The sequence below is a fragment of the Candidatus Nitrosopumilus sp. genome (genome assembly GCF_028278985.1).
Classification (GTDB): Archaea; Thermoproteota; Nitrososphaeria; order Nitrososphaerales; family Nitrosopumilaceae; genus Nitrosopumilus.
In genome coordinates, this window is record NZ_JANQTA010000022.1 from 25,518 (window position 1) to 38,203 (window position 12,686).

The following is a 12,686-nucleotide window of genomic DNA, read 5'->3' on the forward strand; positions in this document are numbered from 1 at the left end:
TAGAAAATTAATTTACTAATGCTATCTAGTAAGATAGATTTGTCAATATAGTCAGGGAAATTATAAGATTATTTGGTCTTTGATGCTTTGAATTGTTCTAATTCTTCTTCGAAAAAGAATTTTTCACCTGATGCAGGTTTAAGATCATCTAACCAAATTGCATTTTCATCATATTTTGCAAAGAATGGTTTGTGGGCCCAATCTGGGTTTCTTCCCTGTAAAAATCTCAATATCAGTAATTTTTCCCCATTAAGTTCAGTAGTACCTACAACTTGGACTTTGCCAGGTGTTGCAGACATACTTGGACCTCTGACAGTTCTAGCTAAACCACTTACTGAGGAATATGCTTTGATGAAGATTTCATATGCCCTCACCAGAGGGACGCCAAAGTAATGTTGGGCTCCTGTATCTCTTACAACAAACATGTAATATGGAATACAACCTAGTTGAACCTGTTTTCTCCACATTTCTGCCCACATTTCAGCATCGTCATTGATGTGAGCTAAGAGAGGTGATTGTGTTCTAATTTGAGCTCCAGTCTTTCTTACTTCTTTGATAGCAGCTTTGACTGCAGGTGTTGATAATTCGTTTAAGTGATTAAAGTGGGCCATGAATGCAAGATGTAAACCACTATCAGTAATTTTTGTAAAAGTTTCTAGCATTTCTTGAGAATCAGAATCTGTCAAAAATTTGTAAGGCCAATATGATAATGCTTTTGTTCCAATTCTTATTGTTCTAAGATTTGGAAGTTTTGCTTCAATTAGTGTATCAATATATTTTGAGAAAATCTTTGCTTTCATAATCATTGGATCTCCACCAGTAAAGAGAATATCAGTAATTTCTGGATGCTCAGAAACGTATTGAACAAGTTGTTGTCCTTCTTGCATTGCAAATTTCATCTCATCCATTCCAACAAATTGTGGCCACCTAAAACAAAAACTACAATATGCATGACATGTTTGACTTTGACTGGGGAAAAACAAACATGTTTCTTTGTATTTATGTTGCATTCCATATAATTTTGTTCCATCATTAAGAGTTGGAACATTAAGTTCCATTTGTCCAGCAGGATGTGGATTTAATTGTAAACGAATTTGATTTGCAACTTCTGCAATTTCTTTTTTATCAGAAGTTTTTTGCAGTGTTGCTTCCATTAACTTGTAATGTTCTGGTTTTAACATTCCTTTTTGAGGAAATGTTAGAACATACATTGAATCAGTTGGAATTTTTTCCCAGTCAATTAATTGTTCAACAACGTAATTGTTTGCTTTGAAAGGAAGAACATTTCCAACAACTTCCATTTCAAATTTTTTTTCTTCAGGAAGTTTTTCAATTTGTGGAATATCTCTAAAGTTTGCTAAAGTATATGATTTTAAAGATGGAGATTCATCCCAAACTGATTCCTGATAGGTCATTTAGAAAATAGTACGTTTACCCTTGTTAAAGGTTACAGGCTCACTACGCACAAATTTTCTAAATAATGATAATATGGCTTAAGGTTTGTATTCTAGTACATGAATTGGAGTAAAATAGTGATTTGAAATGGCTGAAGAAGAATTATCACAAATTTCAGTAGGAGAATTTGAAACAGTTTCTCAATTATTAGCATCGTCAGAAGCCTTGCAAATGGCTTTCTTGGTAATGATAGTTGGAATTATTGGAATCGTAATTGGTTATACAAAATTTTCATCATGGGTTGGAACACGAAAGATCTACTATTCTAGACCACATTTGTCTAGATTTGTAAGAAGAGCTGTCCTTCCGTTTTTTGCTATTGCATTAATTACTGCAATTAATGTACATATTCAAACAGGTGTCTTACTTGGAGAAGATCTAACAATAGTAGGAGATGAACATGTATCTGCTGAAGAAACATTTGCAAAAATTCTGAATACCTTCAATATTCTAGTTATTGGATATACAATATCTCATCTAGTTCCTATAGCCCTGACAAAACGTGATAAATCAAGTTTGGAAAAAGAGGACTTTGATGGATGGTTTGAATTGCGTGGATTTATCGACGATGATGGAGACTTGTTTCATAAATTGTACAAATGGGTTCCACCTAAAATTAGACCGGATGAGATTGATGAAGCAGAATTTGAGGAGAAATTAAAGACGCCAGAAGGCCAAGAATATTTAGAGAATTTTAGAACGATTAAAGGAAATCCAATTGGAGGATATGAGAAATTAGTTGATGAACCATTTGAAGAATGGAAAAAATCTGAAAGAACAAAATATGGAAAATATTTTGAAAATTGTGTTTCTGGAAATAATCAATCAGGAAGAAAATTAAGACCTGGAGCAAAACCTGATGAGATTTTCCCAATTGATGTTTGGAGAGAAGAGAAGAGAACTCATGGATTTGAACCAATTATTCCAAGTCATCGTCCACCTGGTTATGCAAAGAAAAAAAGAGAAGGTATTCCAAAATCAGCAAAACAAATTCTTCCAATAGGAATTTTTATTGCAACAATTTTGGGAGTTGTTGCATGGTGGGGAGTAGATTTGATAGTTTTGGCTACAGCTACAGGAGGTTTAGCCATTGGTTTAGGATTAGCTTTGCAAGAAACCATGCAGAATTATTTTGCATATATTTTCATTAGAAAAGACAAAATTTTCGTTGAAGGTGAACGTGTAAAATTAGATACGGGTTACAATGGATATGTACATAAAATCACGCCTAGAGTCACATATGTTAGAGATGCATTAAACGAATCAATGGCCATAATTCCTACCAGACAATTAGTCAGTGCTCAAATTGTTAACTACACTCAGGGTGTAAAGATGGTACCTGCTGTTGTTGATGTGGGTGTTTCTTATCTTAATGATCCAAAACAGGTTTCTGCAATTCTTGTTAAAGTTGGAAAACGTGCTATGAAAGAAGTTGTGGATAGCAAAGGTAGACATCTAATTAGACAAAGGAGATGTCCATATCTAGAGAAAAATAAACCAAGTTGTGGATGTGACAAAGACATTCATGTTGACATTAATCAACCAGTTGTAAGATTTAATCAGTTCAATGATTCTGCACTAGATTTTTCGTTATGGGTTTATGTCAGAGATTATGGAGCTCAATTCAAAACTAAAACAGACCTTAGAATCATCATGTATGAAGAATTCAAGCGATATGATATTAGAATTCCATGGCCAATTCGAACTGTATACCAAGGAGATGAGAAACGTGAGCAAGAGGAAATTGACAAACTTACAGAAGAAAGAGAAAGAGTCATTGATGAGTTTGGAACCGGCGATATTGGTCGCGGTAGTGGAGAAGACGAGTAGGTTTCTCAAAACTTAAGAAACCCAACAAACCACAATTTTGTATTGAAGAATATTTCTGTAATTTCTGGAAACACAACTGAAGATTTAGCAAAAAAGGTTTCAAGAAAGATTGGTGCCAATTATGTAAAATCTGAGATACGAGTCTTTCCTGATGGTGAATCAAAAATTACCCTATCAGGAAAAATTTCCAAAAAAAGATCTATTGTAGTTCAATCAATTTTTCCACCAGTCGATACAAATCTACTTCATGCCCTATCACTAATTGCTAAAGCAAGAGAAACTTCTTCAAAAGTGACAGCAGTCATTCCATACATGGGGTATGCTAGACAAGATAGAGAATTTTTACCTGGAGAAATTGTCACAATGAAAGTTCTGGCAAAATTGTTCAAAGGAGCAGGAGCATCAGAGATTGTAGCAGTTGATATTCACAGTTTGATTGGGCTCAAACACTTCAAGTTTAAGACCAAAAATATCAGTGCAATTCCTGATTTAGTAAGATATTTCAAGAAAATGAGGCTAAAAGAACCTCTTGTAGTTTCGCCAGATCAGGGTGGAAAAGAAAGAGCTGCGGAGTTTGCTAAAGAATTAGGTTCAGAGTTTATTGCACTAGAGAAAAAGCGTGATAGAAAAAGTGGAAAAGTTGAGATCAAAACAAAAAATGCAACTGAAGTAATTGGTAGAGATCTAATTTTAGTTGATGATATGATTAGTACTGGAGGAAGTATTGTAAAGGCAACACAATTTCTTAAAAAACAAAAATGTAAAAAAATTTTTGTTGCATGCACACATGCTCTCTTAATGAATGATGCAGATAAAAAAATTAGAAAAGCTGGAGTTTCAAAAATTATTAGTGCAAACACAATCCCAGGAAAAACATCAATAGTTGATATTTCTAATTCAATTGCAAAGGCAATAGTATAATGCCAGAAAGTTTTTTTGTTTTAAGTAAAGAACAATTAGAATTAGCAACAGATGAAATAGTTGCAATAGCAAAAATGTATGATCGATTTTCTAAAATAAAAATAATCTCAAACTTAATAATTATTCAATCAAAAACTAATTGGGAAAAAATTGCACAACGTGCAACTTTTGTTAAAACGTCAGGACAAATATTAAGAAAAATGTCGGGATTATTTCTTAATGAAGAAAAATTTGAAGTGCTAAAAAATGCAAAAACATTTGTTTGTAGAATAATTAATTTATCTTCAAATCAGTTTAACATTCAAGAATTGGAAAGCTCTATGGGAGACATGATTTCAAAATTTTCAAAAGCTAAAGTAAAGTTTGACAATCCTGATATCATAGTTTACTTAATTTTTACTGATAAAGAGAATTTCTTTGGTTTTTCTAAAAAGAGCAAAGATAAGGACAGGCCAAAAAAAGTGAAAAACCATCCTAATGAATTAGATTGGAAGTTAGCAAGAGTGATGCTTAATTTGATTGGATTAAAGGAAGGCCAAACAGTATGTGATCCATTCTGCGGCACAGGAACCACTCTCTTAGAGGCAGAGTTAATGAAAATTAAAGGAATCGGCATAGATTTCAATAAAGAAATGTGTGAAATTTCTAAAGGCAATATCAAAGCAAATAACTACAAATCAAAAATAATTCAGGATGATTTCCACAAATTGACTGAAATTGCTAATGAATTCCAAGGAATTGTGACTGATTTACCCTACGGTAGAAACTCAAAAACAACAAAAGATCCCAAAAATTTGCTAAAAGAATTACTGTCAATTATTCCAAAAAAGAAGAGATTTGCGATAATGTTCAAAAAAGAATTAGGAGAAGGGCTGAAATTGGACGGATTCAAAAAATATGAAATCTATAGGCATAAAAGCTTGACAAGGACAGTTTTGATTAAATGAAATTAGTTTTTTTGGGAACATCAGCTGCACAACCAACAGAAAATAGAGGACTCTCTTGTATTTGTCTTGAAAGAGAGGGCGAAGTAATCATGTTCGATGCAGGGGAAGCTGCACAAATTTCCTATATGAAATCTGGATTAGGTTGGAATAAAAAAATGAAAATTTTTGTTACTCATTTACACGGAGATCATTGTGTAGGAATTTTAGGACTATTGCAAACAATGTCAATGCAAAAAAGAACAGAGACATTAGAAATTTTTGGACCAAGTGGGATTGAGGAATTTATTGCAGCAAACATCAAAGTTTTGAATTTTGGTTTATCATTTCCAGTTTTAATTAATACAATAAAAGAAGGAAAAATTTTTGAAGACACAAAATATTCTATGTATGTTTCAAAAGCAAATCATTCTATCACAGCTTATTCATATAGATTTGAAGAAAAAAACAAACCTGGGAGATTTAATGTTGAAAAAGCAAAAGCACTAGGCATCCCCGAAGGAGAATTGTGGAATAGGCTTCAAAATGGAAAAGAAATTTCAATAGATAATAAAATTTTCAAACCTGAACAGGTTTTGGGAGAAGAACGTCCTGGTAAAAAAATTGGAATTTCAGGAGATACAATGCCTACAAAAGAATTAGAAGTTTTTTTCAAAGATTGTGATTACCTAGTATTTGATTCAACATTTTTAGATGAAGAAAATCAAAAGGCACTAGATACATGTCATTCAACTGCAAAGCAGGCTGCAACACTAGCAAAAAATGCAAATGTAAAGAATCTAATTTTAACACACTTTTCTGCAAGGTACAAAGATGAAACTGGTCATATGCAAGAGGCTTCAGAAGTACATGATTCAGTAATTACAGCAAAAGATCTTTTGGAAATAGAGATCAAATGAATGCCTTTGAATCTATCAAAAATAAATTACTAGAAGCAAAAAAAATTGTATTTGTGACAGGTGCAGGAATTTCTCAAGAAAGTGGAATTCCAACTTTTAGAGGAAATGACGGGCTGTGGAGGAATTATGATGCAATGAAATTGGCTACAATTGATGCATTTTATGAAAATCCCAAGCTTGTTTGGGAGTGGTATAATGACCGAAGGAAGAATATTTTTCAGGCAAAACCAAATGATGGACATTTAGCAATTGCAGAATTAGAAAATTTTGTTGATGTGACTGTATTAACCCAAAATATTGATGGATTACATCAAAAAGCAGGCAGTAAAAGAGTTCTAGAATTACATGGAAGTATAATCAAAATAAAATGCACTGTTTGTGATTTTAAAACAGAGATTGCTGATGAGATTTTAGAAGTTCCGCCCAAATGTACTTGTGGGAATATTTTGAGACCAGACGTAGTCTGGTTTGGAGAGGCTCTCAATCAAGAATTATGGCAAAATGCGATGATTTTAGCAAATCAATGCGATTTAATGGTAATAGCTGGAACTTCATTAGTTGTTTCTCCTGCTAACACATTACCAATTTATGCAAAACAAAATAATGCATTTCTAATTGAAGTAAACCCTGAAGATACAGAAATGTCATCTCAGATGGATTTAACAATAAAAAATACTAGTGCAATTTCATTACCACAACTAGTTTCAATTTATAAAAAATTATGATTGTGAAAATATTCCGTTAATGTTAGTATCTGAATTATCTCCAGGATTGAAAACCGATGATGAGACTATTCCATACTCTTCATGTTCAACTACCATATCAATGAAATATGGAATTCCGGTAGAATCGTTAATTATAGTTTCAAAATCAGAAGTAAAAAATGTTCCAGAAAAAAGTTCTTGTTGATCAGTTCTTAAAACTACACTAACACTTTTCGTTTTTCCACTAGAGTCTTCATAGGATAATAGAATATTTTCATCTGTACTTTGTTTTGTTGTTAGAGATAGTGTTTCATAAACTAATGGAGTATTCAAAGGAATTGGAGTCGAAGTTGGTGTTGGAGGATTTGAACTAGGAGTTCCTTTGGAGTTTGTTCCTCCCTCAAAGAAATTTTGAATAGTTTCTAAAGGATCAAAATTTGAAACTTCTTCAGAAATTATTTTTTTAGAAGAATCTCCTGCTTCGCTAATTTCATTTTTGATGGAATCTCCTGCTTCGCTAATTTCATTTTTGATGGAATCTGTTGTTTTGTCAACTATTTTATCAACTGATTCATCTATTCTCTTTTCAACAGATTCGGATGCTTTTGAGCCAATATTAGATACATCATCTTTGATAGAATCAATTACTGTTGCAGAAGTTGTAGGAAAGAAAGTGTCAATTTCATTGGAAAATACCATGCCACCTAAAATAATGATGCCTGCAATTATGCCTAATTTTATGAACATTTCAAATAATCAGAAAAAATGGATTTTAGACTGGAACTAAAAAAAATACTCAAAATTGATTGAATTTTCTTAGCTAATTTCTTCTTCCCCAAAAGCAATCCAATCAATTATCCTATCAATCTGGGATGAAGTAAGAATAACTTTGATTGGACCTAGGGGAGATTCCTCAGCCTCTTCACAAATGGCTACTTTTTGAGCAAAAGCTGCTTGCTTGTTGAGATAGATCCAAGTTGAATTGCCATCCAAATTTCTCTGAAAATGCTTTCTATATGTTTTTTGAGAATGTCTTGAATGAATTGATTCAACGATTTTTTCAAATGATGAAAGAGATTCGGAAGTTGCTGAAATAGAAAATTTTTCATTTTTTATTTCAGAGTTTGGAAAAATGTTGGATATTGATTGAATAATTTTTTCTGGATCTTCACTAGGATTAATAGAAGTAAAAAATTCAATTTTGCATGCAATCGATGGAATTTTCATTCTGTCCAGCTTTGGATAATTAGATATGCAGAAGAAATTAGTTCATCTTTTGTCAAGTCAATATTTGTAATTGCATGATCAGATAATGCAATTGGATTACTAATTCCAACTCCTAATTCTCTGTTGTCTCGTTCTTCGAAATGTTCTTTGGTTTGAGGATCATCTGAACGTCCACGTTTTTGTAGAAAATCAAATCTAGTATCTGTAGATGCATGAATTGCTAAAAGTTTGACATTGCCAAATTTTCGAAGAACATCAATTTCATCATTTGAGCGAATACCATCAATTAAAATTACATTTGAAGAAGAATTTTCAATTTGATTTTTAATTAGTTCCACAACAGCTCCTGGCCCATTTTTTTCTCTCAGTTCTAGCATTAATTTTCCAAGATTTGAACGGGAGGGTTCCAGGTTTCTACGCTTTGCTTCTTCTCTAACTGCGTTTCCCATGTTAATTATTTCATAGCCTTTTAGTTTTAGCCCATCAGCAATAGTTGATTTACCTGCTCCAGGCATTCCAGTTAGGCATACAATCAATTTCGTCAATACATGAGAAAAAGTAATCTGGTCTATGAAGTTACCGGAAATTATTATAAACATACTTCAAAGAATCCAATATGCGAACCTTTGTTGCTATAGACATAACTAATCAACAAGTAATTGATTCAATTAAAAAATTTCAATTAGAATTAAGCATCAATGCAAAACCAGTTGAATCAAAAAATTTCATTTTACATTAGAATTTTTAGGAGAAATTTCAGAGGAAATGGTTCAAAAAGTAATTTCAGCACTAAAGACAATCGAATTTTCTAGATTTGATGTAATCCTAAAAGGCGTAGGGGCATTTCCAAAATCAAAATTTCCAAGAGTAGTTTGGGTCGGAACTGAAGAAACAGGAGGAAAATTGATGGTGGATTTGGCTAAAAAAGTGGAAAATGTACTTGAACCTCTGGGCTTTTCATCCGATAAACCATTCAAACCACATTTGACAGTCTTTAGAATTAAAAAGAAGATCGGGGATATAACGGAGGAATTGAAAGAAAAAGAAACCATGGAATTTGGAAAATTAGCAGTCACAGGAATCAAATTGAAAAAAAGTGAATTAACACCTGATGGACCAAACTATTCAGATTTGTTGGAGGTTAAAGCAATTTGAAGAAAATTACATTTCAAGTTAGTAAAACAACAATTCCATCTAAATCCCAATCAAGTTCTAAAGATCTTATTGCTGAAACTGCTTTCAAGCTTGTTGAAGATGAAATTAAAAAATTTCCAGATGTTTTAGGTATTGAATATGGGGGATCATTTGCAAAAGGTACATGGCTTCCAAAAGATGCTGATATTGATATTTTTATTAAATTTAAGAAATCAACATCAGAAGAAAAATTTGAAAAAATTTCAAGAAAGATTGGATTTCAGGCATTAAAGAAATTTTCTCCATACGTAAGATACTCTGAACATCCATATGTTGAGGCTAATATCAAAAAGACAAAAATCAATGTGGTTCCATTTTATGATGTAAAAATTGGACAATGGAAAAGTTCAGCTGATAGATCACCATTTCACACAAAATTTATGAAAAAATCATTGACATCAAAAATGCGAAATGAAGTAAGAATTTTAAAACAATTTTTAAAATCAAACAAAATCTATGGTACTGAAATTGCAAAACAGGGTTTTAGTGGATATATTTCTGAAGTCTTAATTCTAAATTATAAAACATTTGAAAATGTGATTAAACAAATCTCTGATATTAAAGAAAATCAAGTGATTGGAAAAACTACAAAAAAATTTGATACTCCAATTGTAATTATAGATCCAATTGATAAGAATAGGAATTTAGCTGCTGCAATTTCTGAAGAAAATATTGGTAAGTTTGTCCTAACTGCACGTGCTTTTCAAGAAAAACCATCATTAAAATTTTTCAAAAGTAGAAAAACTGCAATTACAAAAAAACATTGGAATAATATTTTGGTAGTAAAATTTGCTTACAAAGCAAGAAGTCCTGATGTAATTTGGGGACAAATTAAACGAGCAAATGCCATATTATCCACCCAACTAGACTTGGCAGGATTTAATGTGATAAGAAGTGATTCATTTACCGATCAAAAAACTGATGCCTTTTTGTTCTTCTTACTAGAAGATACTGAAATTTCAAAAACATATCAGAAAAATGGTCCTGAATACTTTAGAAAAGACAGTTCAAAAGGCTTCATTTCAAAGAATCTATCTAATACAGAATTGATGTGGGTTGGAAAAGATAGAAAGATAATTTCATTAGAAAAGAGAAAATTTACAAATGCTGAAAAATTTTTAGTAGATTTTCTAAAAAATAATCTTCAAACTGGCATTCCAAAGGGACTTCAGAGTGATTTTAAGCGTGGATTTAAGATTTCTAAAGGAAGTAAAAATTTCAGCAAATCAATTAAAGAGGCAATCAATGAAATGATTTCAACTGATGGCGCAATCCTTCATTTCAATTAAAAAATTTGTTAATGAGCCATATTCTGATATTCTTGGATATCCAAAAGCTACTTCACGTCAACTAAAGTCAAGAATTACTGAATTAGAAAAACTAAAAATCAAATCAATTTCTTTAGTAGGTCCTACTACAATTGGAAAAATTGCAATTCTTGGTAAAGGGTATGTTGGAGTCGTAGTACTTGCTAAAAGAGGAAGTAAGCCTGTTGCTCTAAAGATTAGAAGAATAGATTCACAAAGAAATGAAATGAAACAAGAAGCAAAATTTTTGAAATTAGTAAACACTGTTGGAGTTGGCCCAAAAATGATTGATTCAAGTAAAAATTTTCTTGTAATGGAGTATCTAGATGGAATTAAAATTAGTGAATGGATTAAACAGTTATCAGGTGTTGGTAGTTCTAAAAAGCTAAAAACTACAATTAGAAAAATTTTAGAAGATTGTTACAAATTAGATATGTTAAATTTTGATCACGGAGAATTGAGTAATATTTCAAAACATGTCATTGTTGGAAATTCTAAAACATCATTAATTGATTTTGAAAGTTCGAGTACTGAGCGTAGACCATCAAATGTAACCTCAATTACACAGGCAATCTATATTGGTTCAGGAATTGCAAAAAATGTTCAAAAAATTTACAAAAATCCCTCAAAGAATTCCATTATCAAAGCTTTGAAAAATTACAAGAATGAGAAAACTGGAGAAAGTTTTGAGAATTTGTTAAAAATTCTAAAATTATAATGGGATTGGCAGGATTTGAACCTGCGACCACTAGTCCCCCAGACTAGTATCATACCAAGCTAGACGACAATCCCTTGTGACAGAGGCATAAGTTGAAATTATTAAATCGTCGTATTCTAAACTAGAGATATGAAAATTTGTAATATTTGTCACAAGATTTCTGCAACAGATCAAGATCATATTGATTGTGTTCAAAAAAGAAGAATTGAGCTTGAAGATGAAGATACAAAAAGTAAGCTTCAAGAAAAACTGAATTTATCTAATGATACTCAGGATTTAGGAATTGAAGTTAAAGCAATTTTAGAACATTTAACAAAAGAAAAATCTGAATCTGATTAGCTTAACCATTTTGTTAATCTCTCTTTTTCAAAATCATGTTTCTTTGAAAGATTTTCAGGCGTTGATTCAGTCAAATTAGTTGTAGGTTTTTCATTTGTAAACATATCAACTTCAATTAGTGATGCAGTATCTTTTCCAGATTCAATAAAACATCCACCCTTTCCATCAAATAATGTTGAATCATCTATTCCTTGGATTTTTCCAATAATATTTTTTGCTACTGCCAATCCTTCTCCTTCAGCAAAAACACCTGCTTTTGGAACAGCAGCAGTTTCTGTCACTACTAAACTTGTTACATCGCCTACTGCATAGACATTTTCAAAACTTGTCTTACAATCTCTGTCAATTGGGATAAATCCTGATTCTTTTGCTAGTTTAGAATCATAGATTACTTGTGGAGCAATATGAGGAGGCACAGCTAAAAGTAAATCAAAATCATCTTCTCCATTTTCAAAAATTAGTTTTTGTGATTCAACAGATTTAATCTTAGAAGAATTATGGAATGTAATTCTTTCAGAATTAATCAAATCAAGAATTTGTTTACTTACTTCAGGACCTGCTGCGGGAAGAGTAATTGGTGCAGGACTGTAAAAATGAATTTCAACTGAATCACGTTTTCCCATTTTTCTAAGCATGGAATCTATTAGTAAACTAGCCTCAAATGGTGCAGGAGGGCATTTGTAAGGCATTCCCATAATTGAGATTGCAATTTTTCCAGACTCTATATTTTCTAATTTATTACGAATTTCTAAGAGCTGATTGTGATCATACAAATTAAAACCGTGTTCTACCAATCCAGGAATTTTTTCTGGTGCCAATACAGCTCCTAATGAAATTAACAAGTAATCATATGAAATGGATTGCTTGGAGGTTTTCACATTTTTATTTTCTAAATCTATTGATGTAATTTCTTCTTTAATGAAATTGATTTCTTTTTTTTCTAGTTCTTGAAGTGAACCAATAGAATTTTCAAATGTTCTACTTCCATTTAGAATCCATAACTTTGCAAAACCTACCATAAACCAATCTTTTTTGTCAATCACAGTGATTTTGACTTGATCAGACGATAATGAATTTCTAATTTCAGTAGATGTAGAAAGTCCACCAAAACCTCCACCTAAAATTAAAACATGAGGAATTTCTGTCAA

The 12,686-nt window shown here is 31.8% G+C and carries 15 protein-coding genes and 1 tRNA gene; 10 read left to right on the forward strand and 6 right to left on the reverse strand.

Features of this window, described 5'->3' with window-relative positions:
• Window positions 1–68: 68 nt before the first annotated feature.
• Window positions 69–1,415: a lysine 2,3-aminomutase gene (locus Q0941_RS07665; protein WP_299292673.1), complete on the reverse strand. Its 1,347-nt coding sequence runs from the start codon at window positions 1,413–1,415 to the stop codon at window positions 69–71.
• Between the two features lie 127 nt (window positions 1,416–1,542).
• Here Q0941_RS07665 and Q0941_RS07670 point away from each other — a divergent pair, with 127 nt between their 5' ends.
• From Q0941_RS07670 to Q0941_RS07690, 5 genes are read left to right on the forward strand one after another with little or no spacing between them, the layout of a single operon-like run.
• Window positions 1,543–3,285 carry a mechanosensitive ion channel domain-containing protein gene (locus tag Q0941_RS07670; RefSeq protein ID WP_299292675.1) on the forward strand — a complete coding sequence of 581 codons (1,743 nt, stop codon included), beginning with the start codon at window positions 1,543–1,545 and terminating at the stop codon, window positions 3,283–3,285.
• 42 nt (window positions 3,286–3,327) lie between these two features.
• Window positions 3,328–4,206, forward strand: a complete 879-nt coding sequence (locus tag Q0941_RS07675; protein WP_299292677.1) for a ribose-phosphate pyrophosphokinase — start codon at window positions 3,328–3,330, stop codon at window positions 4,204–4,206.
• Window positions 4,206–5,153: a DNA methyltransferase gene (locus Q0941_RS07680; RefSeq protein ID WP_299292679.1), complete on the forward strand. Its 948-nt coding sequence runs from the start codon at window positions 4,206–4,208 to the stop codon at window positions 5,151–5,153. The genes Q0941_RS07675 and Q0941_RS07680 overlap by 1 nt, the downstream gene beginning before the upstream one ends.
• Window positions 5,150–6,049, forward strand: a complete 900-nt coding sequence (rnz, locus tag Q0941_RS07685) for a ribonuclease Z (protein WP_299292681.1) — start codon at window positions 5,150–5,152, stop codon at window positions 6,047–6,049. Before Q0941_RS07680 ends, rnz begins: the two co-directional genes overlap by 4 nt.
• Window positions 6,046–6,774, forward strand: coding sequence for an NAD-dependent deacylase (locus Q0941_RS07690; protein WP_299292683.1), 729 nt, complete (start codon window positions 6,046–6,048; stop codon window positions 6,772–6,774). Before rnz ends, Q0941_RS07690 begins: the two co-directional genes overlap by 4 nt.
• On the opposite strand, the gene Q0941_RS07695 is transcribed toward Q0941_RS07690, so the two are convergent.
• The 3 genes from Q0941_RS07695 to Q0941_RS07705 all read right to left on the reverse strand — a co-directional run bounded on the left by Q0941_RS07695 (window position 6,769) and on the right by Q0941_RS07705 (window position 8,525).
• Window positions 6,769–7,500 carry a hypothetical protein gene (locus Q0941_RS07695; protein WP_299292685.1) on the reverse strand — a complete coding sequence of 244 codons (732 nt, stop codon included), beginning with the start codon at window positions 7,498–7,500 and terminating at the stop codon, window positions 6,769–6,771. The genes Q0941_RS07690 and Q0941_RS07695 overlap by 6 nt on opposite strands.
• Before the next feature lie 69 nt (window positions 7,501–7,569).
• Window positions 7,570–7,980, reverse strand: a complete 411-nt coding sequence (locus tag Q0941_RS07700) for an RNA-binding domain-containing protein (protein WP_299292687.1) — start codon at window positions 7,978–7,980, stop codon at window positions 7,570–7,572.
• Window positions 7,977–8,525 (reverse strand): AAA family ATPase, encoded by a 549-nt coding sequence (locus tag Q0941_RS07705; protein ID WP_299292689.1) that lies wholly within the window; start codon window positions 8,523–8,525, stop codon window positions 7,977–7,979. The genes Q0941_RS07700 and Q0941_RS07705 overlap by 4 nt, the downstream gene beginning before the upstream one ends.
• 71 nt (window positions 8,526–8,596) lie before the next feature.
• Here Q0941_RS07705 and Q0941_RS07710 point away from each other — a divergent pair, with 71 nt between their 5' ends.
• From Q0941_RS07710 to Q0941_RS07725, 4 genes are read left to right on the forward strand one after another with little or no spacing between them, the layout of a single operon-like run.
• The gene (locus tag Q0941_RS07710) at window positions 8,597–8,719 is read left to right on the forward strand and encodes a hypothetical protein (RefSeq protein ID WP_299292691.1); all 123 of its coding nucleotides are present in this window, start codon (window positions 8,597–8,599) and stop codon (window positions 8,717–8,719) included.
• 26 nt (window positions 8,720–8,745) lie between these two features.
• Complete coding sequence (thpR, locus tag Q0941_RS07715; RefSeq protein ID WP_299292693.1) at window positions 8,746–9,135, forward strand: RNA 2',3'-cyclic phosphodiesterase; 390 nt, start codon at window positions 8,746–8,748, stop codon at window positions 9,133–9,135.
• A complete protein-coding gene (gene cca, locus Q0941_RS07720) occupies window positions 9,132–10,463 on the forward strand; it encodes a CCA tRNA nucleotidyltransferase (RefSeq protein ID WP_299292695.1) in 1,332 nt (443 codons plus the stop codon). Before thpR ends, cca begins: the two co-directional genes overlap by 4 nt.
• Entirely contained in the window at window positions 10,438–11,199 is a 762-nt protein-coding gene (locus Q0941_RS07725; RefSeq protein WP_299292697.1) for an RIO1 family regulatory kinase/ATPase, read from the forward strand. Before cca ends, Q0941_RS07725 begins: the two co-directional genes overlap by 26 nt.
• On the opposite strand, the gene Q0941_RS07730 is transcribed toward Q0941_RS07725, so the two are convergent.
• Window positions 11,200–11,273, reverse strand: a tRNA-Pro gene (locus Q0941_RS07730). It lies immediately after the preceding gene.
• A gap of 55 nt (window positions 11,274–11,328) precedes the next feature.
• Between Q0941_RS07730 and Q0941_RS07735 the strand changes: the two genes are divergently transcribed.
• A complete protein-coding gene (locus Q0941_RS07735) occupies window positions 11,329–11,538 on the forward strand; it encodes a hypothetical protein (protein WP_299292699.1) in 210 nt (69 codons plus the stop codon).
• Here Q0941_RS07735 and Q0941_RS07740 read toward each other — a convergent pair.
• On the reverse strand, window positions 11,535–12,686 hold the full coding sequence (locus Q0941_RS07740) for an FAD/NAD(P)-binding oxidoreductase (RefSeq protein WP_299292701.1): 1,152 nt from the start codon (window positions 12,684–12,686) through the stop codon (window positions 11,535–11,537). The two genes, Q0941_RS07735 and Q0941_RS07740, sit on opposite strands and share 4 nt — an antisense overlap.